The 24,114-nt window shown below is 46.1% G+C and carries 20 protein-coding genes; 9 read left to right on the plus strand and 11 right to left on the minus strand.

The window, feature by feature from the left end:
- Positions 1-319: 319 nt before the first annotated feature.
- Both OSC7112_RS07550 and OSC7112_RS07555 read right to left on the minus strand, forming a co-directional pair.
- Positions 320-1,759: a GAF domain-containing sensor histidine kinase gene (locus OSC7112_RS07550; RefSeq protein ID WP_150111509.1), complete on the minus strand. Its 1,440-nt coding sequence runs from the start codon at positions 1,757-1,759 to the stop codon at positions 320-322.
- 99 nt (positions 1,760-1,858) lie between these two features.
- A complete protein-coding gene (locus tag OSC7112_RS07555) occupies positions 1,859-2,182 on the minus strand; it encodes a hypothetical protein (protein WP_015175354.1) in 324 nt (107 codons plus the stop codon).
- Between the two features lie 397 nt (positions 2,183-2,579).
- Here OSC7112_RS07555 and OSC7112_RS07560 point away from each other — a divergent pair, with 397 nt between their 5' ends.
- Both OSC7112_RS07560 and OSC7112_RS07565 read left to right on the plus strand, forming a co-directional pair.
- A complete protein-coding gene (locus OSC7112_RS07560) occupies positions 2,580-3,299 on the plus strand; it encodes a response regulator (RefSeq protein ID WP_015175355.1) in 720 nt (239 codons plus the stop codon).
- A gap of 485 nt (positions 3,300-3,784) precedes the next feature.
- Positions 3,785-5,437, plus strand: a complete 1,653-nt coding sequence (locus OSC7112_RS07565; RefSeq protein ID WP_015175356.1) for an alpha-amylase family glycosyl hydrolase — start codon at positions 3,785-3,787, stop codon at positions 5,435-5,437.
- 397 nt (positions 5,438-5,834) lie between these two features.
- Here the strand turns inward: OSC7112_RS07565 and OSC7112_RS07570 are convergent, their stop codons facing one another.
- Together OSC7112_RS07570 and OSC7112_RS07580 are read right to left on the minus strand one after the other, a co-directional pair.
- On the minus strand, positions 5,835-8,468 hold the full coding sequence (locus tag OSC7112_RS07570; protein WP_015175357.1) for a bifunctional diguanylate cyclase/phosphodiesterase: 2,634 nt from the start codon (positions 8,466-8,468) through the stop codon (positions 5,835-5,837).
- A 402-nt stretch (positions 8,469-8,870) separates the two neighbouring features.
- Complete coding sequence (locus OSC7112_RS07580) at positions 8,871-9,674, minus strand: DUF2267 domain-containing protein (protein WP_015175358.1); 804 nt, start codon at positions 9,672-9,674, stop codon at positions 8,871-8,873.
- Positions 9,675-10,241: 567 nt separating this feature from the next.
- On the opposite strand from OSC7112_RS07580, the gene OSC7112_RS07585 reads away from it, so the two are divergent.
- Entirely contained in the window at positions 10,242-10,673 is a 432-nt protein-coding gene (locus tag OSC7112_RS07585; RefSeq protein ID WP_223300781.1) for a response regulator, read from the plus strand.
- On the opposite strand, the gene OSC7112_RS07590 is transcribed toward OSC7112_RS07585, so the two are convergent.
- The 5 genes from OSC7112_RS07590 to OSC7112_RS42135 form a co-directional block, all read right to left on the minus strand.
- Positions 10,642-11,058, minus strand: a complete 417-nt coding sequence (locus OSC7112_RS07590; protein WP_015175360.1) for a Na-translocating system protein MpsC family protein — start codon at positions 11,056-11,058, stop codon at positions 10,642-10,644. The two genes, OSC7112_RS07585 and OSC7112_RS07590, sit on opposite strands and share 32 nt — an antisense overlap.
- Before the next feature lie 108 nt (positions 11,059-11,166).
- Positions 11,167-11,544: a BON domain-containing protein gene (locus OSC7112_RS07595; RefSeq protein WP_015175361.1), complete on the minus strand. Its 378-nt coding sequence runs from the start codon at positions 11,542-11,544 to the stop codon at positions 11,167-11,169.
- A 279-nt stretch (positions 11,545-11,823) separates the two neighbouring features.
- The gene (locus OSC7112_RS42125; RefSeq protein WP_317623934.1) at positions 11,824-12,441 is read right to left on the minus strand and encodes an alpha-amylase family glycosyl hydrolase; all 618 of its coding nucleotides are present in this window, start codon (positions 12,439-12,441) and stop codon (positions 11,824-11,826) included.
- 6 nt (positions 12,442-12,447) lie between these two features.
- The gene (locus tag OSC7112_RS42130) at positions 12,448-13,119 is read right to left on the minus strand and encodes an alpha-amylase family glycosyl hydrolase (protein WP_317623935.1); all 672 of its coding nucleotides are present in this window, start codon (positions 13,117-13,119) and stop codon (positions 12,448-12,450) included.
- Between the two features lie 11 nt (positions 13,120-13,130).
- Positions 13,131-13,481, minus strand: coding sequence for a glycogen-binding domain-containing protein (locus OSC7112_RS42135; RefSeq protein ID WP_317623936.1), 351 nt, complete (start codon positions 13,479-13,481; stop codon positions 13,131-13,133).
- 964 nt (positions 13,482-14,445) lie between these two features.
- Between OSC7112_RS42135 and OSC7112_RS07605 the strand changes: the two genes are divergently transcribed.
- Positions 14,446-14,694, plus strand: coding sequence for a hypothetical protein (locus OSC7112_RS07605; protein ID WP_015175362.1), 249 nt, complete (start codon positions 14,446-14,448; stop codon positions 14,692-14,694).
- A 161-nt stretch (positions 14,695-14,855) separates the two neighbouring features.
- On the opposite strand, the gene OSC7112_RS07610 is transcribed toward OSC7112_RS07605, so the two are convergent.
- Positions 14,856-15,701, minus strand: coding sequence for a cyanophycinase (locus OSC7112_RS07610; RefSeq protein ID WP_015175363.1), 846 nt, complete (start codon positions 15,699-15,701; stop codon positions 14,856-14,858).
- Between the two features lie 344 nt (positions 15,702-16,045).
- On the minus strand, positions 16,046-16,243 hold the full coding sequence (locus OSC7112_RS07615) for a hypothetical protein (RefSeq protein WP_015175364.1): 198 nt from the start codon (positions 16,241-16,243) through the stop codon (positions 16,046-16,048).
- A 360-nt stretch (positions 16,244-16,603) separates the two neighbouring features.
- Between OSC7112_RS07615 and OSC7112_RS07620 the strand changes: the two genes are divergently transcribed.
- From OSC7112_RS07620 to coaBC, 5 genes are all read left to right on the plus strand, one after another.
- The gene (locus OSC7112_RS07620; RefSeq protein ID WP_015175365.1) at positions 16,604-18,514 is read left to right on the plus strand and encodes an ATP-binding protein; all 1,911 of its coding nucleotides are present in this window, start codon (positions 16,604-16,606) and stop codon (positions 18,512-18,514) included.
- A 377-nt stretch (positions 18,515-18,891) separates the two neighbouring features.
- Positions 18,892-20,979: a CHASE domain-containing protein gene (locus OSC7112_RS07625; RefSeq protein WP_015175366.1), complete on the plus strand. Its 2,088-nt coding sequence runs from the start codon at positions 18,892-18,894 to the stop codon at positions 20,977-20,979.
- A 572-nt stretch (positions 20,980-21,551) separates the two neighbouring features.
- Positions 21,552-22,175, plus strand: a complete 624-nt coding sequence (locus OSC7112_RS07630) for an alpha/beta hydrolase (RefSeq protein WP_015175368.1) — start codon at positions 21,552-21,554, stop codon at positions 22,173-22,175.
- Between the two features lie 44 nt (positions 22,176-22,219).
- Positions 22,220-22,432: a protein IsiD gene (gene isiD / locus OSC7112_RS07635; RefSeq protein WP_006632739.1), complete on the plus strand. Its 213-nt coding sequence runs from the start codon at positions 22,220-22,222 to the stop codon at positions 22,430-22,432.
- A 255-nt stretch (positions 22,433-22,687) separates the two neighbouring features.
- A complete protein-coding gene (coaBC, locus tag OSC7112_RS07640; protein WP_015175369.1) occupies positions 22,688-23,887 on the plus strand; it encodes a bifunctional phosphopantothenoylcysteine decarboxylase/phosphopantothenate--cysteine ligase CoaBC in 1,200 nt (399 codons plus the stop codon).
- Positions 23,888-24,114: the final 227 nt, after the last annotated feature.

A 24,114-nucleotide genomic window follows, 5' to 3' on the forward strand; every position in this document is an offset into this window, starting at 1 on the left:
AGAATAAAGGAATTACCCAAAACCTCTATATGTAGGGTGCGCCTCGGCGCACCCTACCGCTATAATTAGTAGGTAAAACCTTTTTTTGCTCTTAGTCCTATTTATTTTTTCGTGTCTTAGAGAGGGACGAAAGTTTTTGTATGAGCAGTGAGAACAGGCCATTATGATAAGGAATGAGAATTAAATAAAATCCACTTTTCCTGTTTGTTGTGGGATGGGCCTATGAGCCCGTCGCCGATAGACGGGCTATAAGAGCCCATCCCACAAGAAAAAAGGGAAATTATTTAATTGACGATCCTAAATATAAAAAGGTTTTCAGTCAAGAAGTGAGTTTTTTCGGGTAAATTTTTCGCGGGAATTCCATCCGAAATGTCGAACCTTTTTTGGGTTGACTTTCTGCCATAATTGTGCCGTCCATCATTTTGACTAAACAGGCACAAATAGCTAGTCCTAAACCGGTGCCTGGATAGTGGCGAGTTGTGCTTTGGTCGCCTTGGCGGAACTTGTCGAAAATGTGGGGAAGATCGGTTTCACAGATGCCGATTCCTGTATCCCGAACGGTGATAATTAGCCGATCGCCATTTAATTCCCGCACCTCAATGTAAATGCTGCCCTGATGTGTGAATTTAACCGCGTTGGAAATGAGATTGACCAACACTTGCCGCAGGCGCAACTTGTCATTAACTATAAACCGATCCTGCAAGCAGACGCTGACGGACATTGCCACATTCTTTTCGGCGGCTTGATTTATGAATTCCAGGGCGACATCCATTACTAAATGCGCTAAATCAAATTTTTCACTCTTTAATTCTGTGCGGCAACTCTCGATTTTCGAGAGGTCGAGAATATCGTTAATCAGCAGTAGCAGGTTTTTGCCGTTATGTAAAATGCGTCCCACCATTTCTGTTTGCTGGGCACTCAGCAGTTGTTTGTGCTGGCGCAGCAGCAATTGGGAAAAGCCGATAATCGAATTCATGGGAGTTCGCAATTCGTGGGACATAAGGCCCAAAAATTGCGATTTTAACTTGGCTGCTTCTAGCAGTTGCAATTTTTGCTGTTGAATGCGTCGCCCCTGATTTTCCAGTTCTTCCTGCTGGCGAATTAGCAGCTCGTTTTGCAAGTCTAAAAGCTGTTCCTGCTTTTTTAATTTTTCGATCGCCCGCGCGCTGTTAATCGCGATCGCAGCTTGTTTTCCCATCACCGCCAGCAGTTGCTGAGTATGGGCGTCAATCGCCGTGCTGTCTTTGCCGTTGCCGATAGCCAACACGCCCAAACGCCCGCTTTCCCCCGACTCGATCGCCGCTGCACAGCCCGCCGCCGGCAGCGGGCCGTCGCACTCCGAGCGCCACAGTACAGGCTGTCCCGTCGCAAATGCTTTCCACAGCAGCTTGTTTGGCACGTGCGGGTTTTTGCCCGCAGCAAAGTTTTCCGCGCCCCCGACAGCGCTGAGTTTGAGCCCGCTGCTATCGCTCTCCGGGAGCGCAACCAGGCAAAATTCCGCTCCTGCGATCGCCTCTACAGTCGCGTCCGCGATCGCTTGCAACAATTCATTCCAATTACCCGCGCGCTGGCTCAATATATTTGTAAACTGCTCTATCACCTGTAACTCCCGCCCAGCCTCTATTACCGTCCGGGCTTCACACCGTTTTTCATCTTTGAAGTTAGCTTCCGAGCGCGCTTGATGGCGCCAAAACTCTGGTTCTGCTTGGGGCTCGGCTTGAGTTTGTTCGATCTGCTGCATATCTATGTAGGTTCCCACCCACTCCAAAACTTCCTGACTGTCTAGATGAGCTGGCCCTCCTCTGGCTAGGTTCCAGCGGTAAGTGCCCTCTCGCGTCTGCTGACGAAATAGAATTTCCTAACTTGGCAGTTGAAACTTAGAAGTATGCGAGCTCGCCAATAGACGAGGGCGGTCTTCTGCGTGGACGCGCGCCAGATAGCCGAAACCCAAAGCTGCTGCTGGTACGCCCGTGTACTCCTCCCAGCGCTGACAGAAATAAGTCGCCCAGCCGTCGGCCTTTGTTTTCCAAATTATGCGAGGAATTGCCGACCACAGGCGATCGTCCTGAGTTTCGCCGTCGCAAAGTTGCGGTTGGGGGGATGTTATTTCAGATACTTTGTGTAACATTTCAGAGTCGGAAAACTCTGACTGAAAAGACTTATTGCCGTGATACTGAGTCATAACAGGTTATATAAATAAGCATTGGACTGGAGCCCTAACATCAGCTCAAGACTCGTGCTGCTAGCTTTATTGATTTTGACAGTCTCGGCGCATCAAAAATTTTTATACTTTAAATTTATATGGGTAGTGGTATCTTTACCTCTATCAACGGGCGGACAAGGAGATAACTCAGTTAAACTGTTAAAACATTGAGAGCTTGTCGGTCCCGATCGGGCTCCTGCAGCCACCGCCGCAAAATAACTTAAAAATTAACTTGCATTCTTGGCGGCTGCATGAGTATGCTTTAAAATGATGTGCGACCTGTAAAACCCTAAATCAGGGTACATTCTCAAATTTTCTCAGTTTAGCTGAGTCAGTTGACGATATTTTAAAAGTTTAGCGGACTATTGGAAGAAAGATGAGTAAAATTCGCGTTGCTTTGATAGAAGACCACGACCTGACAAGAGTCGGCATCCGCACAGCTTTACAACAGCGTGACACGATAGAAGTTGTCGGCGATGCAGCTAACGCTACAGAGGGATTGAAACTGCTTCAGTCTTCAAAGCCTGACGTGGCAATTGTAGACATTGGCTTACCGGATTTTGACGGCATTGAACTGACACAAAAGTTCAAAAAAGCCGTAGCGGAGTCCGATCCAGATACAAAAATTTTGATTCTGACTTTTCAGGACAATGAAGAAGAAGTCCTGGCAGCTTTTGCCGCCGGAGCTGACTCTTACTGCATGAAAGATATTAGCTTCGATCAGTTATTAGACGTAGTAAAAGTAACTCACGAAGGTAACTCTTGGATCGATCCGGCGATCGCCCGTATCGTCCTGAAACAAGCTCGCACTCAGGAACCCGCGCCGGAAGAACCGAAGGCTGAGGGCAAAAGAGTCACAATTAAGGCGGCCGAACCCGAGTTTAGTCACATCATTGAGACTTACCCTTTAACCGAGCGGGAATTAGAGGTTTTGGAACTGATCGTACAGGGTTACAGCAATGCTGCAATCGCCGAAAAGCTGTACATTACTGTCGGTACAGTCAAGACTCACGTCCGCAATATTCTCAACAAGTTGTGCGCTGATGACCGCACTCAGGCAGCCGTTCTCGCCCTGCGTTCTGGCTTGGTTGGATGAAGCCTTATCGTCAGGCAAAATCAAGTTAAAAGTAGGGTGCGCTGGGCGCACCTTACGGCCGCGGATTTAGGGTGTGCAGTGCACACAGACTGACTAATTGTTACCAAAAAATTAGGGTAGGCAGTGTGCACCAGCCGAGGAATTGTTTGTGGTAAAAAAAGTAATAAATTTAAAGCCGCATCTATCCCTGTACAGATATTTTTGAAAATATTTTCAAAAGTGAATCTACCTTAAGATAGATGCTAAAAAATTAGCCTATTACTAATACTTGTTGTTGAGCGATCCCCAGTTAGATAAATTTCGCTGGCACTGCCAATATGGCGCGATATCAATTCATAAAAGGCGGAGACAGAGGCCAGATTACGATACTTTTAGGAAGAGTTAAGCCTTAAACAAATTATATCCGTAGAGTGATGCCTGAGTTCGCTTAAATTTGCGAAATTAAAAGTATCAACTGCTACTGAAATATTTTAGAAAGAGGTATTATGGCCGCCCCAATTGAATTCAATTTATTTGCTCCCTACAACAAAGGAGCTGCCTTGATTGGCTCTTTTTCTAATTGGGAAGAGATTCCGATGGAAAAGGACGAAGAGGGTTATTTCCGCACGCGAGTTGAGTTGGAGGATGGCGTTTATCAATACAAATTCCGCGTTCAGTCGAAAAGCTGGTTTCTGGAAGCAGATCGGTGGGTAGATGTGGTCGATCCCTACGCAACTGACATCGACGATCCTACTCAAAACGGCATTGTTCGGATCAAAGACGGCGATCGCATTGTCGATACCTACGTCTGGAAACACGACGACAAACCGCTACCGGCCGATCGGGAATTAGTGATTTATGAAATGCACGTTGCCGACTTTTCCGGCGGCGAAGATGATCCCTTCGCCCGCGGCAAGTACGAGCACGTCGTCGAAAAACTCGATTACCTAGTCGAACTCGGCGTCAACGCGATCGAACTCATGCCCCTCAAAGAATACCCAGGCGACTACAGTTGGGGCTACAACCCCCGCTACTTCTTCGCTACCGAGTCCAGCTACGGAACCACAGCAGAACTCAAAAACCTGATAGACGAGTGTCACGGGCGCGGCATTCGCGTCATCATCGACGGGATTTACAACCACTCGGAAGCATCGAGCCCCCTCACTCAAATCGATCACGATTATTGGTACCACCACGAACCCCGCGATCCTGACAACAATTGGGGCCCGGAATTTAACTACGAATTCTACGACGAAAATTTAGGAACTTTCCCGGCGCGCAAATTTATTGGCGATACAGTCCGCTTCTGGATTCAAGAATATCATCTCGACGGCATTCGTTTCGACGCGGCGCGACAAATTGCTAACTACGATTTCATGCACTGGATCGTTCAAGAAGCCAAAAATGTCGCCGGCCCCAAACCGTTTTATACCGTTGCCGAATACATTCCCGAAAATCCCAGCATCACCAATCTAGACGGGCCGATGGACGGCTGCTGGCACGACAGTTTCTATCACTCCATAATTCCACAACTGTGCGGGGACAATTTTGATTTAGAACGGCTCAAAGATATAATCGACTGCAAGCGGCAAGGTTTCTTGGGTGCTACGAATGTAGTCAATTATTTGAGCAATCACGACCACGATCGCATTTTTGCCGAATTGGGCGATCGCGGAATTTTGGATGAAGCCGCATTCAAGCGGGCGAAGTTGGGAACCGTGCTGTTAATGACAGCAGTTGGCGTGCCGCTGATTTGGATGGGCGAAGAATTTGGCGAATACAAAGGTAAAACAATTGAGCAATCTAAAATTGACTGGACGCTGCTAGGAAATGACCAGAATAAAGGTTTGTGGGAATATTACAAAGGCTTGATTCACCTGCGTAAAAATAACCAAGCACTTTACACAGAAAACATCGACTTTTTCCACGAAGACCCCGACTCGAAAGTTTTTGCTTACACTCGCTGGAACGATGAAGGTTCGAGAGTTGTAGTAGTGGCAAATATGTCGGAAAATTATCTGGCAGGTTACAGCGTTCCCCACTTCCCGGCAAACGGAACTTGGCACGAATGGACGGGGAATTATGATATTGAATCTGGCGATGACAATATTATGATTGACTTGCCGGAATACGAAGCGAAAGTGTTTGTTTGGCAGTAAGGAATGAGAATTAAATAACTTACAATACGTGATGGTTATTGTGGGATCATTGGTAACAAGTTAAGCTAAGAAAGCAGTTGTCAATCAGCAATTATGCTCAACATTTACTCGGATTTTGGGCCCAAAACTGAGATTAGGGCGATCGTGCGATCGTGCCGAGGGTGATATGTATACCTACTCCCTCTCAAATCGTGAATTTTCCACTCCTAAAACAGCAGTTTTTTTGAGTAATATTACTGATTGACAAATGCAATTAAGTCTTAACTTGTCACCAATGTTGTGGGATGGGCGTCCCGCCCGTCCAGAAAGGCGGGCGGGACACGCCACAAACTTGTGTAAATTATTTAATTCCCGATCCTAAGCTGTCATATCGATTCCGGTGGCACCGCAATCGATATTATTTCCCAGATTGATTTTCTAGGCACAATTGAGTTATAGCCGCCGCCGGTATTGGTTTGCTAAAGAAGTAACCCTGACCGATATCGCACTGATGCGATCGCAAAAACGCCAACTGTTCTGCTGTTTCCACACCCTCAGCAATCACCTGTAAATTCAGCCCCTGTCCCAAGGCGATCGCCAGTTTCACAATAGTAGCACCGCTGCTGCCGGTCACCAAATCTGCCACGAAAGATTTGTCTATTTTTAAATTATTGAGGGGAAAGTTTTTCAGAGACCACAGCGAAGAATAACCGGTGCCAAAATCGTCCAAAGCAATGTGAATTCCCATGTCCTGCAACTGCTGCAATACCGATACCGTAAAGCTGACATCTGTCATGGCAATGCTCTCGGTAATTTCTATTTCTAAATACTCGGGATTTAACTTGGTTTCTGATAAAATTTCAGCAATCATTTGTACGGTGTGAGGTTGCAGAAACTGGCGGGCTGATAAATTCACCGCTATCCGCATCGGCGGCAATCCCAGTAACTGCCACGCTCGATTTTGCAAGCAAGCAGTCCGCATCACCCATTCGTCAATTTGGCAGATTAATCCTGTTTCCTCAGCTAAGGGAATAAATCGATCGGGAGGAATCAAACCGCGTTCGGGATGTTCCCAGCGAATCAGAGCTTCCATGCCGACTATTTTACCAGTCTTTAAGTTTATTTGCGGTTGATAGTGGAGGACAAACTCAGATTTTTTTAGAGCTTTATAAAGATGATTTTCTAAGTTAAGATCCTCGGAGACTTTACTGCCGATCGCCTGCGTGTAAAACTGATAATTATTGCGACCTTTCTGTTTAGCTTTGTACATCGCAGCATCAGCATTTTTCAGCAAAGTTTCTGCATCTTCTCCGTCGTAAGGAGCCAAAGCAATTCCCAAGCTAGCCTTAATATAAAGTTCCAGACCCTCAAAATCAAAAGGGCTGCTTAAACTCTGGATAATTAGCTGGCAAATCTTAGTTGCTTCCTCCGGGGTGTTGATATTGTACAGCAGCACAGTAAATTCATCTCCGCCCCAACGGGCCATCGAATCCCCCACGCGCAAACAGTTAGTCAAACGCCGAGATACACTTTGCAGCAACAAATCGCCCACTGGGTGACCGAGAGTATCGTTAACATTTTTAAATCTATCTAAATCTAGAAAGATTACCGCCAGCATTTCTCCATTTTGGTGAGCGCTAGCTAAAGCTAAAGACAGCCTTTCATTAAACAGTAATCTATTAGGTAAACCCGTTAATGGATCGTGAGAAGCTTGATGTCTGATCATCGCCTCGACGCGCCTCTGCATTGCAGCCATGTACAGGTGAGTTCCTAAAGATTGTGCTAGCTTCTGTTCCTCGCTAGTCCACTTTTGAGCTTCGCCGGTTTTGATTTCTTTCCAAGCTGCAAAGGACTGTCGGGGACGATCGTGCCGGGTGTCCGAACTGCAACGCCCCGCCCACAAAATTTCGGTTTCTATAGGGCTGCGAAAAACGGTGAGACAGCCGATGCACTGTTGGCGGTATTGCAGCGGTACTGCCAAAAATGAGCGAATGGAAGCTGCGACTAAATTGGCAGATACAGATTGGAGTTGAGGTTCTTTAGCAATATCGGAAATTGCGTACAAGTGCGGTACGATCAAACTGGAAATATTGTTATCAATTGAACTATAATGCTGAGAATATAAATTTTCAACAATACCTAATTGGCTGGTACGATCGGCAGTTTGTGCTAGATCGTCTTGGTTTGCCCTCCCCATAATCTGCTGCCAAAACGGGCTGAGTTCAAGGTCGATGTCTGCAGGCTGCTGCCCGCAGGTATAAAGCAAAGCGGGCCGATCGCCAAACTCGGCTGCAAGGTAGAGTCGCCCTCCTGAACCATGCAAATGCTTGACAGTTTGTTCGAGAACTGCTTTCCGAATTTCGTTGAGTTCCAGGGGAGAATGCAGCAAACTGGTAATTTGGTTGATAACGGCTTCGTCGCGCGCTTGCTGTCTAGCTTGACTCAGCAGAAAAGATTGGGCGATCGCAATTGAAAGTTGATCGACAAGCAACTGCACCATTTTCAATTCTCGATCGCTAAACCGTTTCGGTTGGCTGTGGTGAGACACCAACAGCCCCCAAAGGTGATTTTGATGCAAAATCGGCACCGTCAGAGAAGAACGTGCCCCCATAGCCTTCAGATATTCAGCGTGACAGGGGTCTACAGGACGATAGGTAATATCTTCAACTGCTAAAGTTTTGCCGGTTTCGGGACAATCTAACCGATTAATTGTTTGATGCTGCAATTCCACATCTACAATCACTCGCTGTCGCGCTTTGAGAAACATTTCCCGAGCACTCTGGGGAATGTCGCCTGGTGGAAAGCGCAAACCCAGCATAGATGGCAATTTGTCGCCGTTGATGGACTCAGCAATGACCTCACCGCTACCGTCGGCCTCAAAGCGATAAACTTTTACTCGATCGCTCTCTAAAAAGCTGCGGATTTCTCGGGCAGTTGTCGTCAAAATCTCTTGTAATTCTAAAGAGTTGCGGATGCGATTGGTAATTCGATTGAGTAAAATCTCTTGTTCTAAAGTCGATCGTGACATTTGTCTAACTTTGGTGCGGGTCATGCCTTTTGATCTCCCGGGCTGTTGACAGCATTTGTGCGAGCCACAGTCTTAACTTGCCCTGTATTATACATTACAACAATTTCGCGGCGTCTAGGGGCTTGACCCAACCCCAGAGCGCGAAACTCGGTTTCTGCGGATATTTCTGGTTTTCCGACAAATTTAGGTGATAAACCGGGTTTTTCACAGCACTTACAAAGCAAGGAAAGAGCGATCGGACAATTAGTGAGGACTCAAGTCCAATCTAGTTCGATCGGGACTCAAGTCCTCACTAAAAAACAATTGCAGAGTTACAAGACAAAAGGTATAGAGAAACCGGCTTGACCAACCAGTATTCTGCCCTCTGGAGGGAGAATACTGGTTGGTCAACCCGGCTGGTAAGTATTTATACTTTCAAAGGTCTCGTTAAGCCGACTCCCAAATTCCCCGAATTCTGTCCGGCAAAAAGCCAGCTATTTCCTGAATTCGCTCCTCGGAAAGCTCATCCTTCGTTGCCGAAAATACAGCCGCGATCGCAGTTTCCGGTTTGACTCCCGAAGGAAGTGCGCCTTCTAGTTCCACCCTCGGTACAAACAAATTGCCATCGATCCCCAAAGGTGCAGGCGAGCCGGTCAAAGCCCGACGCACCCGGCTGAGCAATCCTACCAGCGGATTCGTATCTCTCCAGAGATCTGCTATTTCTTGTTGCAGGGTTTTGTCATCCGTAGGCAAAACTTCTTTGTGCAATTCAGATTCCACGCGATCGCTGGCTTCTGTTGTCATCACACCGCGCACGATCCGGTACACCAATTCGGTAATGTCGCGGGCATCAAAAATATCCTCCAAGTGACCTTTTACCATCACTTTTTCCAAAAACGGCATATCCTTTGAACCGATAGGAACTGCCGATCCTTCCTGGTGGAGCGAGGTCGGAGGATTCGTCTCCATTTTGTGTAACAGTTTGCGGCCTTTTTCTGTTAAATCAGCTTCTGGAAAAGCCACTAAAGGCGGCAACAACTCAGCTCCTCCATAAGGCTCGCCACTAAACTGAGCTTTGATCGAGTCCCTTTGGTTGAGGTAGTCCAAATGACCCAGCAATTCCGCTTCCGCCACCTGGTGACCGACATATTCTTCCGCTGCATTTCTAATTTCCGACTCTCCCCTGCCGTTGCCGCTGCCAATCTTTTTCAGTAAAATGTAAGTCAGGTCGTCTCTGATTGCAATTGTCATCGAAACATCCTAGATTAATATCCGGTAAAAATCATGTAAAAAATGATTTTTTACTGGTTCAAATTGCAATCATTACTACTTAAAAAATGAAGTCTAAAGTATAGCAATCAAGTATATCTCAGCAGGTGGAAGTTATTAAAATTTAGTAGCGGTTATAATCTTCCTTTAGGTAGATACCTGTATAGGAACCCATGTCTAATGTGGTTAATATCATAAAAAGCTGTCGCCACTATTCAATGCTATTAAGCGAGGATGCTTGATTGGTAAGATTTTTCGTATTTATTGCGTATTTTTACCAAGGCTGAGGCACCAAGATGAGCTCAGTTGGTAATTGGCGCTCGGAGAGGTAGAATTAAGCAGATGCTCTAGAAGCAATCAACTGCGGTCGTTTTGCCTGCAGCTTGCAGCCATATTGTATCGGGTTAGACCAAAGACTGGTCATGGGAGAGCTACAAATACGAGCCAATCTGTTTCAAGTGCCGCAGTGCCACTTGAAGAATGCCTCGGGCACAAATTTTTTGATCGTATCGATCGGCATTTATGAACTACCCTCATTGCAACAATAAATTGGAATCATCGTCTTTCATTAGCGCTCAACCCTCGGTTGAGAAGCGTCCTTTAGTGTTGGCTGTAGACGACAATCAGGACAACTTAGAGCTGCTGACACAAATACTCGATTTATTCGGCTGCGAGTGCGTGGGAGCAGTTGACGGGTACGCAGCTCTTTCAGCAGCAGTAGATCGACAGCCCGACCTAATCGTACTCGACATTTGCCTGCCGGATATAGACGGTATGGAAGTAGTAAAGCGCGTCCAACAAAACCCCGATATCAGACATATTCCGATTGTTGCTGTTACAGCACTAGCAAAACCAGAAGACCGCGCTGAAATTCTCCAAGCCGGCTGCGTGGAATACCTTTCCAAACCTTTTAACATCAAAGATTTAGAAAAGATTATCCGCCAGCACCTCAACTCTCCACTGGTTTTGGTGGAGTTTTAGATTTATAATTAGAATCACGAACTTGAGGTGCAGAGTCCAAAATTGCGATCGTTCCAGTGCGGCCTGTCTCCAAGGTCGCATCGCGGAGCAAATCAGTAACTCCCACGCCCAAAACCTTTTGGATTAATTCTTTCAGGGGCAATTCGAGAGCTGATTCTAATTGTGTCCGCACCTGCAAAGCCAAATCTTCCTGACCGTTCTGAGCCAGCAGTTTTTCGGGTTGAGTCAGCCCGTTTTCGACAACAATTATCAATTTGTTATCCAAAAGATTGCAGAGCGCCTGACTCGTTGGGTGTCCGAGTTGAGAGCGGTACAAAGCTTGAATTCCCTGCGAAAGAGTCCGTTCTAATTTCCCCCGAGTAGGTTCTAAGGTTTCCCCTGTCATATTTTCTCTTCAAACCATGATAGATAAAAAAGACAGTTAGGAGTTAACAGTTAGCAGTTAAGTTAAGTGTTAACTGCTAACTCCTAACGGTTAGAAATAACCGTCAGGTTAGCCGACAGTAACTTGATTTGTTTCCACCCCAGTTGCACCCTTAACACCTTTAGCAATAGTCACCAACTTGTTGACAATTTCCTGACTGGGAACTGTACCTTTGAGAACCACCGTAGTGCCATGTTGAGCCACATAAACAGTCTCAATATCCGCAACATCTGGATTTGCATCGAAAGCCTGAGCCACCCGTTTAGCTAAACCGCTTTGATCGTATTCTCCATTCAAGCCCATGCGTTCCGGCGGGATTGTCTGAGCGCTCGCAGCAGGTTGAGCTTGAGCTTGAGATTGAGCTACAGGTGCTTGGTAAGCAGGAGCGTCAACAGTTTCTTGATTTTCAAGTTTTTCTAAACCAAACAATCTTTTTAGCCAGCCCATAGAGTTTGTCCTCCAACAAAAGTTTGTGTTAATTGACCTGTTAATTGACCTGTTAATTCACGGTTGGCAAGTCGCCCTGTAATTGTTATTCTCAATACCAGGAATTACGATCGCACTCTTGGATGCAGAAACCGAATTTTTTTTACAAAAAAGTATCGTTACAGCCATCCACCCCGGTAGAAAAACCCGGTTTGTTGAGTTTGGTGCGCCCATCCTAAATACAATTTACTGTTGTACAACTGCGCCGATCATCTGCCTGGAGACATAATTCTCCCGCTCTCAAACAAATACTTGCGCTGACCGTTCCGGCAAATCAAACTTAAACCCTTCTTCCCCAACTTCTACGATTTTGTTGTACATCCACTCGTGCCAAGTTCCCGCCGGAAACTTAGGAATCCAGTTACCAGATAGATAAGTATCCGAAAAATTAGCGACAACTACTGCTCGCGTTCCCTCATCGCTCCAGCGGTAGTAAGCCAGCACTTTGGCTTCGGGATTTTCGTGGATGAATTCAATATTTTCGGGATAAAGTGCCGGCAAATGCTGCTGCAGCCGAATCACGTGTTTGTAGTATTCCAACAACTCATGATTGGGCTGATTTTTCAACAAAGACCATTGCAGTTTATTCGGCTGGTTGGGATTTTGCCGAGTGGATTGTCCAAACTCTTCGCCCATCCACAGCATCGGTATTCCTACTGCTGTGACTAACAAAACCGCTCCCAATTTAGCGCGTTTCAAAGCCGCTTCTCGATCGATATCCCGAAATCTGGCTTCGGCCAGCAAGCGGTCGCGGTCGTGACTGCCTAAATAATCGATCGCGTTAGTTGTGGTTTGATAGCCTTGTTGTTTGGGCTCCAGAACTTGCTTGAGCTTTTCGATATCGAAAGTCTTCGCCACCAGATTTTATATGGCAAAAATGCGAAAACTTTCGTGCCAGCACCCGTCCATCGGCCCGTCCGCAGCGACGAGTTCGGGAAGTTCGGGAATGTGTTCTGCTATGTTGTAAAATGGCTTGTTGCCGGCGGTTTTTTTCGCTTCACGAGTTATCCGGTGTAGGAAATCTCGATTGTCCAACTGCCTGACTGCATCGTAGCGAATGCCGTCGATATGATATTCTTGAATCCAGAAATTAACGACATCGCCGATGAATTTCCAAGCGGGACGAATGCCGAGTTTGGGGTCGAAGTTTTCGTAGTTAAACTCCGGGCCCCAGTAGTTAGCGGGATCTTCGGGATAGTGTTTGTCGCGGTAGTACCAATAATTGCGATCGATTACCAATAAGGGACATTCTTCATCGCAGTGGTTGTAAATCCCGTCCAGAATCACCCGAATGCCCCGTCCGTGGCACTCGTCAATCAATTGCTTCAAATCTGCGGTTTCACCGTAACTGGACTCTACAGCAAAGAAATCGCGGACTTTGTAGCCCCAGCTATAATCGCCCGGATATTCATTAACTGGCATTAGTTCGATCGCATTTATCCCCAAATCGCACAGATAATCTAATTTCTCCCTCACCTGCTGGAATTTACCGCAACTGTCGGAACCATCCGGCCCGGAAAAATCAGCAACGTGCATTTGGTAAACGACTAATTCTTCATTATTGGGGAGTTCTTTGTCGTCGTGCTGCCAAACATAAATATCAATAATTCGCGCGCCTGCTTTGATGCGAACTGTACTTGTCTTGTATCAGTAGTGCGGTTAATTTCAGTCGCGTAGGGGTCATTGACTTCTAACCATTCGTCCGGTTCAAAACCTGGACTTTGCGACTGAACTCGGAATTTGTATTGATAAATACCGTCTTCTAACTTAATGTTAGTGCGGAAATAAACTTTGTCATCTTTTTCTAAGGGAATTTCTGCCCATTTGCAAAAGGAGCCTCGCAGTGTAGCTGCTGTGTTGTTGGGAGCGAAGAGTTTGAGTTCAATTGCAGCGGCCATGAATACCTTGTTAGCAGAACTTATATAGCAATCCTCGCATCATTTGCATAATTATTGTAGGGGCAATCCCACGCCCGGTTGCCCGATAGATAGGGGGTAGGCACTCTTAGCACTACCCCTACAAATTTATCTGAATCATTTAGGATTGCTATAAGTGTGATTAGTATTGATTTTTACAATTTTGCAAATCTGTCGCCATCGTTCTTAAGAGTTAAACCTGTAACTATTATGTTGTAACGTGCTTGGCGCACCCGGAGGATTTAGTAGTGCGAAACCTAGCGATTGAGTAAGGTGCGCCCCTAAGTACCCGGAACCTGATTTTAATCAAAAATGTAGTTAAAGTAACTAAAAATTATTAAGTGCTGTTTATGAAAAATAGTCGAGACTGTTTTTAGTTAGTAGTCTGAAGCCCTGGATTTTCCGTTGGTAGCGAACTGCCTTGGAGCCTTGAAACCCTTATTCTACGGTTTGCTATCAAAAACAGTCCGAAGTATTGTATGAAAAGTAATTTAACTTTTGATAACTAGATAAATCGTGGTAAATATTTAACATTTGTAACTAAAGAAACATTTTTTAGCCTACAGTGGCAATACCGTAGAAAGATGTCATTTTATGCGGAAAGAGCGACGATGAGCGTGTAATTATAAGGCAAGGGAAACCAGAACCCTGAATCCTTTATTCAACTTGGTTTTCCTGCGACTTTAAGTCAAGTGTGAGCCGATAATAGCAATGATTATTTTTGCTTATGTCTTGGCAGCACTTGTTTTATAGTTGTTGACCGACCAACTTTGTAGAACCAAAATCAGCTTTAACGACTGCTGCTACCTCAGTAATTGGTAATTGGTGAAAATCTCATTCGTCCCTGTTACCCGTTAGATATTCCGAGCAGTGGCTCTAAGGCTCTAAAAGTTTAATGTGGGATGTTGGCGAATTACCGTTACTGTAATACTCTGGAGTGTTAAAAATGCTAAAACAAATGTGTTGGTTGCCCAGACTCGGAGGCAATGGAGAAAAGATATTGCACTTGCGTACCGATCCCCGTCAGGCGTGGCGGCCTTATACAGCTTTTCCGCAGTTGGCTGTAGCCGACTACCGGGAACCGGGCGGTTCTCATGGATGGGCAACATTTCAGAAGCTGAGAACTCAAGGGTGGAATTTAATATCGACTGAAGAAGGGCAGCAGTCGATTTTTGGCGAACAGAAAAGCGCTTAAAAAACCCAAAACCGCAGCAATAAAAGAAGAGGTAAAATCCTCTTCTTTTTATTATTTTTGGATACAGAAACTGGGTTTTTAACCATCCTACTTGGTAGAAGGGGTAAGGTGTGCAGTGCTCGCCTTACATAATTTTAAGATGTTTGCCAGTTGCAAGTAAATTAGGCGATCGCCGTTTCTCTCTCTGCTGTAGTTGCTACGTTATGGAGCACCGGCTGGCGAGTTTTCAGGTTAAACCGGTAGCCGTGGGGGAGGATGTGCAACTTGGCGCCGCAAATCGCCAAAGCCTCATCCTTCAACAGTCCATCTAGATTGTCGTGGAGTTTTTCCGACTCGTCGATGACAGTTACAGCGCTTTCGCCAATAACTTCCAACTCGTCACCGCTGACTAAAATAGCTGTATTTTCGTCAATACCAAATCCCAACACGGCAGGTTGCAGCAAGAGTGCCGAAACTAAGCGTCCCAGACGACCTCGCTGGGCGAAATGCTGGTCGATGACAACTCCTGGAAGGAAACCCATTCCCGGGCCCATTGCTACCACATCAACGCGGGGATTTGTCTCCGAGTCTCCTTCAATAATCATCATGTCTGGCATCATTGCCGCGCCGGCACTGGTGCCGCCAATGATAATCCCTTCCGAGTAGCGTTTGTGCATAGCTGCGTCGAGTTTGGTGTCTTTCAAGCAGCTAATAATCCGCGCTTGATCTCCGCCGGTAAAGAATATGCCAGTGGCTTGTTCGATCGCTTCTAAATAATCTGGATTGTTGGCATCTTCGGGTCTCTGGGTGTCAACAACTCGCACATCTTCAGCGCCAAGTCGCTCAAACACTCGGATGTAATTATCTCCTACTTCTCCCGGCAGGCTTGTTGCAGCCGTCATCACTACAATGCGGGCTTTAGTGCCTCCGGCGCACCGCAAGAATTCCCGCAGAATTTTACACTCCCCCTCTTTGTCTTCCGCGCCCCCAATAATTAGCAACTTCCCCTGATTTTCGTTGCTCGCCATACGATCTCCACTTTTAATTTATTAAATTTCACTAAAACACAAAATTCCTTTGTCCGAGAACTGCCCAAAGGTATATATAGATACCAAAAAATATCAGGCTTCTACCACTCTAGGACGCACGCAGCAAGGGTGATCTGGGAGTTTACTCATCCTCGACGATCCACAAAACAAACTTACCCCCCCTAACAGGAGATAGGAGGGGTGAAGAAATGAGCTTAAATTACAGGACTGACGCGCGCGCCGCGATCGATCCGGTTTCCGATGCGATTCTGCGCTAATCCTCCTCAGATTGCTCGTAGAAATCGGATTGATGAGCGTAAGTCCTCAATTAGTCCGATCGCCCGTTAGTGCGATCGCTCGATCAAATTGCTCAATATGGTACTCGCCCGTTCTAAAGGTAGGTGTCTGGGTTTGCCGTTCCAGACAATCTGATATTCGTTGCTGTTTTGACCGTCGCCGTAGCCAGAAATTAGTTTCCGGTGAAAGGCTTCCTCAGCTAAGTGGTGGACTTTTTCTCTGAGAGCAGTTTGTGCGATTTTCATAATTTGCTGCCTCTTAAATTTTCTTTCACTGTCATAAACAATTATAAGTACACAGTGTACCTCTCAAAAGTTATAGCTTTTTTTGGGAAGGAGGAAAGAAGTAGTCATTAGTCATAAGTGCTTAGTCATCAATGCTTAGTCAGATGTTGAAGGAACAAGGAATATGTTCCCACTCTCACCATCTCCCCCTCTCCCCATCTCCCCATCTCCCCTACTATCCCACTCCCCCTCTCTGGCAATACTGAAGACAGAATTGCTCGGAGTATTTGTCTCACTGCTGGAATATCTATGCCCGCAGGTAGTATCCCGTGCACCGACTATAAAGTTACCGTAAAAAATTATATCAAAGGAGGTTAGAAAATGCTGCAAGAAAAAAGCACCGAAACAGCCCGCGTCAATGCTCGAAAAACCGATATTTTTGATGTTTTTAACTTCAAACACTATATCGGGCCCAACCCTTATTTAGACACCGCGGCTTTTGTTTTTGATTTAGCGGTGACGGGCGCGAGCGAACCTTTGCCGATCGCACATTACCAGGAAATTATTGGCGATCGCTACCCGCAACTCTTGCAGGAAACTTTCTCGAACCACGCCCAACTGTTCGGCCGTACCGCCTCAGAAGTAGCAAAACTCGACATGGGTTTGCACTTCCAACACTGGAACATCAAGCCGTTTTCTCACTTTAACAGAATCAGCATAGAAGCACTTCACGCCCGCACCGCCAGAGCCGTAGTTTACGCAGTTTGGGATTGGTTTGAAGCCATCAATCAAAATCAAGACTTTCCCTTGGAATCACAAATGGGCGCGCTGCAAAATATGTTCCGGCAGTCAGTTTACGGAGGCCCGACAGTTTATTCGTTAATGCGAGCGGCATCCCAAAAAGGCATTCCCGCATTTTATTTGTGGGATGAAGGATTAATGCAATACGGGTACGGTAAAAAACTGATTCGCGGCTCTGCAACTACCTTTGATTGTGACAGCCACTTAGACTCAGATTTTACCACGCGCAAGGACGATTGTAAAGCTTTTCTCGCTACATTAGGATTTCCTGTTCCCAAAGGCGATATCGTCTCCACAGAAAACGGAGCTCTGGCAGTTGCTAGAGAAATTGGCTACCCAGTTGCTATCAAACCAGTAGTCGGTCATAAAGGAATTGGCGTAACAGCAGATGTCCGGGATGCCGAGGAATTGCAGGTGGCTTTTAAAAGAGCAGTTAAGGCCATTCCCGAAACAGACCCGGTACGAGTAATTGTGGAAAACAGCATCAAAGGAGCGGATTTTAGGATACTGTGCGTTGACGGCAAATTTGTTTCTGCAACTGAACGCCGGCCCGCTTCGGTAACAGGTGATGGCGACTCAACAATTCGCGAATTGATCCGCCGTGAAAACCGCAAACCAGAACGTTTGGATACGCCAACTTCGGCGATGAGCAAAATTCAGTCCGACGAAGCGATGGAAATGTATCTGGAAGAACAAGGGCTGTCATTGGATAGCGTGCTAACTCGCGATCGCACTGTGTATCTACGCAAAGTCGCTAATCTTTCGGCAGGCGGCGTCAGCATCGACGCTACCGGCACTATTCACCCGGATAACATTGTTTTGGCTCAAGATATCGCCCTACATTTTCGGTTAACTTGTTTGGGGATTGATGTGGTAACAGAAACTCTCGCCAAATCTTGGAAAACAGGCAATTTGGGGATTATCGAGATCAATGCCGCGCCGGGAATTTTTATGCACCTCAACCCCGCTGTCGGCGAAGGGGTTGATGTGCCTTCCCATATTATCGAAACTTTCTTTCAATCGGCAAACTCCGCCAGAATTCCGATTATTACTTTCAACCGAATTTCGGTACATGACCTACAAGAAACCATCGACCATATTCTGTTGCAGCATCCCGATTGGACAATCGGTGCTGTTTGTCGCGGCGGGCTTTTTATTAACCGTTCTGAAAAAGTTTTGAATAAGAATTACCATCTGAACTTGCAAAGTTTGCTGCGGCATCCCAAGCTCGATTTGTTAATTGCTGAATATCCAGAAGATATTTTGGAAGCTGAGGGAATGTTTTATCGGGGCAGCAATATGGTGGTGCTGGACAATCCGGGAGAAATTGAGATGATGTTGGTCAGAGAAAGCACTGAGGACGATACTGTGGTGGTAAGGGAAGGAAGTAGTATTTCTATTCGCCGCCAGGGATTGATCGAACAGTATACTCTGGGGGATGGGGAACCGTTTACGCGGGTTTATTTGAAGGAAATAGGGACTGTTTTGTAAGCGGTTCCAAATTTAAGTTGGCTTTGTAGGGCGGGTATTGAGTACCCGCCACACCAGATCGAGGCTTTTTCTTGTTCCCCGGTTCTTCCGGGGCAGGAAGTTGGAAGCGCCCAGATGGGAACTGGCTTCGTTACACTTAGTTACAATTGGTTTCAATTCCTCAGTCGCGGATGCACTATTCGGAAGAAACCCGGTTTCTTCCCAGCTTTTTCGTTACCACACCAATATTTTGGTACAACTAGGCTTTCTCAGGGTAAGTCCTATTCGTGCGATCGTAAGTTTTTAGACAATCTCGTTTGTGCGGTGTCCTTCGTGCTATCAAGGAATTTCACAAGTCTTTAAACGAATTGCACTCCGGTGGCAGAAGGTGTGAGAATATGAATGTTGCGAGCAATTGGTTTAATTCGCTGACGGAAACTTTACTGTCGCACCGTCGCTACATTCCAGCAGCCTTGACTCTTTGCACCGGTACGAGTTTGTCATTGGCAGCCGCAGCCGTCGTGTGGCATGGGGAAAACCAACGAATGCAAGCGGAATTTCATCAGCAAGCCGATCGCCTGAATGTGACATTGCAGCAAAGCATCAATAAAAATTTAGAAGTTCTGTACTCACTTGAAGGATTCTACAGGGCATCTACTGAAATTAGCAGAGAAGATTTTAAGCACTTCGTTCAACCTGCACTTGCCCGAAATACTGCTATACATTCTGTTAATTGGATTCGGCGCGTGCCGGCTGCCCAAAAAACAGCTTACGAACGGACAATTCGATCCGAAGGTTTTCCGACATTTCAAATTTACGAACGAACTCCTGACAAAAAGCAGGTCAAAGCAAAAGCGCGATCGGAATACTTTCCCATTATTTACAGAGAAGCATTAGAAGAAGATAACAAAGTGATCGGTTTTGATGTTGCCTCCAGCCCCGATCGCAAAGCAGCTTTAGAGAAATCGGTGAATACCGGGCAAATAGCGGCTTCCCCGCGGATTAGATTAGTCAGCAACAATCAACCGGGATTGCAAGTATTTCTACCAGTACCCCGCCGCACAACTTCTGCAGATAACTCGGTTAACGGCCGCCAAAACCTCATGGGAGTTATTGCAGGTCTGTTTCAGATTACCAATATGGTCGATTCCTCTTTAGAATCGCTAAATTTAGACAAGATTAATTTTTACCTCTATGACAACTCTGCTATAGAGAAAGAACGGTTTCTGGTTCGCTACGACTCACAAGCTAAGCAGTTGATAGATAACCCAAAACACGAAAAGCCAGAGTTAACTAATTTGCGGGGAAAAATCTGTCAATATCCGAGTGCTTGCACTCGCCTATTTAACGTAGCAGACCGCCAGTGGAGGCTGCTTGTTTTGCCTGGAAAGGGGTACAACAGTATGAGCACGCATCAAGGTTCGCTGGCAATTGGCGCGATCGGGCTATTGATGACTGGCAGCTTGACGATTTACCTGTTGATGTCTCTAGAACGTACTGCAAAAGTAGAACAGCAAGTGTACGATCGCACAATTCAACTAAAACAGCGCACCGCTGAACTAGAAACGGCACTAAAAAATTTGCAGTCAGCTCAATTTAAACTAATCCAAACTGAAAAAATGTCCAGCCTGGGGCAGTTGGTGGCTGGAGTTGCTCACGAAATTAACAATCCTGTCAACTTCATCTCTGGCAACCTGATCCATACAGGCGCATATACTCGAGACTTGCTGGAACTTGTGGAAATATACCAGCAGCAATATCCCAACCCAACGCCCGAAGTGCAAGAGAAACTAAAAGATATTGATTTGGAGTTTATCAGTGAAGACTTGCCTAAAATCCTAAAATCGATGAATATGGGAGCTGAACGGATCGGCCAGATCGTGCTTTCTCTGCGGAATTTTTCGCGCTTGGATGAAGCTGAAATGAAGGCGGTTGACATTCACCAAGGCATTGACAGCACCTTGATGATTTTGGATAGTCGGCTGAAACCAAAAGCTGATTTTTCTGGCATTAAACTCATCAAAGACTACGGAGATTTGCCCTTAGTGGAGTGCTGGGCGGGACAATTGAATCAGGTATTTATGAATGTTTTGGTCAATGCTATTGATGTTTTATCGGATGCAGAAAATCAAAAAAGGCTCGAAAACAACGCCTCGAATTCTGCATTTTTACCTACTATTCGGATTCGCACTGAACTTTTAAGTTCTAATTGTGTATGCGTGCGAATCGCTGACAATGGAACGGGCATGACTGAGAATGTCAAAAAACGTTTGTTCGATCCGTTTTTTACTACCAAGCCTGTAGGCCAAGGTCCTGGCTTGGGATTGTCGATCGGCTATCAAATAGTGGACAAACATCAAGGTTCGCTCAGGTGCGTATCGGCTCCGGGAGAGGGAACTGAATTCTGGATTGAGGTGCCGGTGCGGCAACAGTCTAAGCAATCTCTTTCTAAGAGTTCACCTGCGGTAGGTGTCATACCATTTTAGATTTTAGATTTTAGATTTTAGATTTTATAATTGGGAACGACTTAATGTCTAATGGTTTAGATGTACTCTACGGTTGCAGCATTTTTGAGAAGTAATATCAAGTGAATTAGCTGAAGAAATTGGGAGCCTTTCAATTTTGTCAAAATAGTTTTGAGGAGCGGGAACCGGAGAACTCGATTGACATATAGTAGTTATCAAAAAGATTCGCGGAGGCTTGGGTTTTCGGTAATCGGTAATCGGTAATCGGGAAAAAGGTAATCATGAAAAAGCTTGCGGTTCAAAAGCACGGTAGTGCCCATTCTTCATTACCCATTCCCCCTTACCAGACAGACCTCACTCTTGGTGAGACTGGGCTATATATATCTAGCGAGCATTTGGCTTGCATGCCTGTGAAAGATGCTCCGGGTGCTTATTTTGCACCCTACAATTAACAGTCAACTTTCCTGAGTTAGAGTTATTGCCAAGCGCGTCTTAATTTATAGTTAAATATCGCCCAAAACAAATATCTGGGATTTTACCTGTCGTGACAATTTATAATTGTAGCAAGCCCAGATTACCAATTATTAACTACGATGTCTTTACAATCTATTAGCATTCCGCCCACAACGGATCGCAAACCTGTCGCTTTGATTGTCGCTTTGCATGGATGGGGTGCTAATGCTCGGGATTTGACTTCCTTAGCACCCTTTTTCAATTTGCCGGATTATCAGTTTGTATTTCCCGATGCCCCCTTTCCCCATCCCCAGGTAACGAGCGGCAAAGCGTGGTATGACCTTCAAACCAAAGACGCTCAGGGATTGGTAGAAAGCCGGCAATTGCTGAGAGAATTTTTGCTGTCTTTGGAAAGCAGCACGGGCGTGCCTTTGTCTCGCACGATTTTAGGTGGCTTTTCTCAAGGCGGAGCGATGACTCTAGATGTGGGATCGACTTTGCCTTTAGCTGGTTTAATTTGTCTGAGCGGTTATTTACACCAGATTGCGCCAGTTGCGGGGAGTGTTTTGCCACCTGTTTTAATCGTACACGGTACTCAAGATACTATTGTTCCCGTTAGTGCTGCTGTGCGATCGGGCGAGAGTTTGACGGCTTGGGGAGCTGCGGTGCAGTATCGAGAATTTAACATGGGACACGAGATTCTGCCGGAAGTTATAGATGTAATGCGAAGTTTTGTTGTAGAAACTGTGTCGAAATCTGATTAAAGGTTTAGTATATAGTATGGCGGAAGTCTCGGGCAGGGGAAAAAATGAAAACTTTAACCAAAGCATCGCGCGATATTGCTGTACTTACTTCTCAGGACGTGGCAGAATTGGCTGTCCGTTTGGAAGTTGACGATTATACAGATCCTTTTGAGGGATTGAATGATTGGCATTTGTTGCGATCGCTTGCCTTTCAGCGGCCGGAGCTGGTTGAACCTTATCTCCACCTTCTGGATATGGAAGCCTACGACGAAGCATAGACTGAAAAATCTAGCTTAAAATTTTCGACGGAATTGAGGAAGAAGTTAGCAGCATATTTTGTTGCAGATTAAACAGATGAGTGAGGGATTTTAGTCTGTTTTTATCTTAATTTCTTTCTTGATTCTTTTTTATGATAAAATGACACCCGTTTCAAAAAAGAATGTGAATGTAGCCCAGATATCAACCCTGGTATTCATCAGTCATTCCCCATTTAAAATCTAAAATCTAAAATCTAAAATCTAAAATGGTATGACATGAAAGGCAGACGAATTTTAATCGGCGTTAGCGGCGGGATTGCGGCTTACAAAGTTTGCGAAGTAGTTTCAACTTTAGCGAAAGCTGGAGCGGAAGTTAAAGCTATTCTTACTGATGCGGCCGGGGAGTTTGTGACGCCTTTGACTTTTGCTACTCTCTGCCGCCATCCTGCTTTTACTGACAAAGATTTTTGGCAAGCAAGTCACGGGCGCCCTTTGCACATTCAACTGGGAGAATGGGCGGAAGTTTTTGTGATTGCTCCTTTGACGGCTAATACTTTGGCTAAGTTGGCGGGGGGTTTTGCTGATAATTTGCTGACTAATACTGTCTTAGCTTCTACTTGCCCAATTTTGCTGGCACCGGCGATGAATACGGATATGTGGGAACAGCCGGCGGTGCAGCGGAATTGGCGGGAAGTGTTGAGTTATCGGCGCTATCATGCGGCGAATCCGGGGGCGGGTATGCTGGCGTGCGATCGCGCGGGTGTCGGCCGCATGGCAGAACCTGATGAGATTTTGCCTCATATTGAATCGCTGTTGTATGCGAAGGGCGATCGAGATTTAGCGGGCCTTCGGGTGTTGATCGGTGCGGGAGGAACGCGGGAACACCTCGATCCGGTGCGGTTTATCGGCAATCCTTCCAGTGGCAAAATGGGTATAGCTTTGGCGCAAGCTGCAGGGCACCGGGGCGCGACAGTGACGCTGGTACACAGTATAACTGGCGAGTTGCCGCTCTCAGGTGTGCGGGCGATCGCAGTTACGAGTGCACGAGAAATGCGGGAGGCGATGCTGCAATGCTTTCACGATGCGGATTTGACGGTGATGGCGGCGGCGGTAGCGGATGTGAGACCGGCTGAGTACAGCAGTGAAAAACTGCCGAAGCGATCGCTCCCGAATTGTTTGCCTTTGGTACCGGTAGCGGATATTGTGGCAGAGTTGGGAAATTTGAAACAGCCGCACCAAAAACTAATCGGTTTTGCAGCACAAACTGGGGATATTGTCAAGCCGGCTTTGGAGAAATTGCGGGCGAAGAAACTGGATGTAATTGCCGCCAACCCGATCGATCGAATAGGTGCAGGTTTTGGCAGCAATACCAATGAAGCAATATTAATTAATGCCGCCGGCAAGCAAGTAGAAATAGCATCTTGCAGCAAGCTAGAAATGGCTCATCGGTTGTTAGATTTTGTGAGGGAAGGGTGAGGGCGATCGAACTGCGATGATATAACTAATTGCGGATTTGCCGCCCAAGCGGGGGCGCGTTTTTGAGATGGTAGGTTTCTAACATAAATGGTTGGTGAAACCCGCCCCTACGATGGCCTGTAGGGGCGGGTTTTACAAATAAAATTTGAGACCCGCCAACAATTTATATAAACCCGCCCCCACACAACAGATAACCTCTATGAAGCTTTATTTCGCTCGAAATGAAA

Origin of the sequence: Oscillatoria nigro-viridis PCC 7112 (genome assembly GCF_000317475.1) — a bacterium.
GTDB lineage: Bacteria > Cyanobacteriota > Cyanobacteriia > Cyanobacteriales > Microcoleaceae > Microcoleus > Microcoleus nigroviridis.

Bases quoted from the DNA above. Each gene is read 5' to 3' on its own strand.
- OSC7112_RS07555 (WP_015175354.1), bottom strand. From the start codon at position 2,182: ATGACTCAGTATCACGGCAATAAGTCTTTTCAGTCAGAGTTTTCCGAC.
- OSC7112_RS07560 (WP_015175355.1), top strand. From the start codon at position 2,580: ATGAGTAAAATTCGCGTTGCTTTGATAGAAGACCACGACCTGACAAGA.
- OSC7112_RS07565 (WP_015175356.1), top strand. From the start codon at position 3,785: ATGGCCGCCCCAATTGAATTCAATTTATTTGCTCCCTACAACAAAGGA.
- OSC7112_RS07570 (WP_015175357.1), bottom strand. From the start codon at position 8,468: ATGACCCGCACCAAAGTTAGACAAATGTCACGATCGACTTTAGAACAA.
- OSC7112_RS07580 (WP_015175358.1), bottom strand. From the start codon at position 9,674: ATGACAATTGCAATCAGAGACGACCTGACTTACATTTTACTGAAAAAG.
- OSC7112_RS07590 (WP_015175360.1), bottom strand. From the start codon at position 11,058: ATGACAGGGGAAACCTTAGAACCTACTCGGGGGAAATTAGAACGGACT.
- OSC7112_RS07595 (WP_015175361.1), bottom strand. From the start codon at position 11,544: ATGGGCTGGCTAAAAAGATTGTTTGGTTTAGAAAAACTTGAAAATCAA.
- OSC7112_RS42130 (WP_317623935.1), bottom strand. From the start codon at position 13,119: ATGCACGTTGCTGATTTTTCCGGGCCGGATGGTTCCGACAGTTGCGGT.
- OSC7112_RS42135 (WP_317623936.1), bottom strand. From the start codon at position 13,481: ATGGCCGCTGCAATTGAACTCAAACTCTTCGCTCCCAACAACACAGCA.
- OSC7112_RS07605 (WP_015175362.1), top strand. From the start codon at position 14,446: ATGCTAAAACAAATGTGTTGGTTGCCCAGACTCGGAGGCAATGGAGAA.
- OSC7112_RS07610 (WP_015175363.1), bottom strand. From the start codon at position 15,701: ATGGCGAGCAACGAAAATCAGGGGAAGTTGCTAATTATTGGGGGCGCG.
- OSC7112_RS07615 (WP_015175364.1), bottom strand. From the start codon at position 16,243: ATGAAAATCGCACAAACTGCTCTCAGAGAAAAAGTCCACCACTTAGCT.
- OSC7112_RS07620 (WP_015175365.1), top strand. From the start codon at position 16,604: ATGCTGCAAGAAAAAAGCACCGAAACAGCCCGCGTCAATGCTCGAAAA.
- OSC7112_RS07625 (WP_015175366.1), top strand. From the start codon at position 18,892: ATGAATGTTGCGAGCAATTGGTTTAATTCGCTGACGGAAACTTTACTG.
- OSC7112_RS07630 (WP_015175368.1), top strand. From the start codon at position 21,552: ATGTCTTTACAATCTATTAGCATTCCGCCCACAACGGATCGCAAACCT.
- isiD (WP_006632739.1), top strand. From the start codon at position 22,220: ATGAAAACTTTAACCAAAGCATCGCGCGATATTGCTGTACTTACTTCT.
- coaBC (WP_015175369.1), top strand. From the start codon at position 22,688: ATGAAAGGCAGACGAATTTTAATCGGCGTTAGCGGCGGGATTGCGGCT.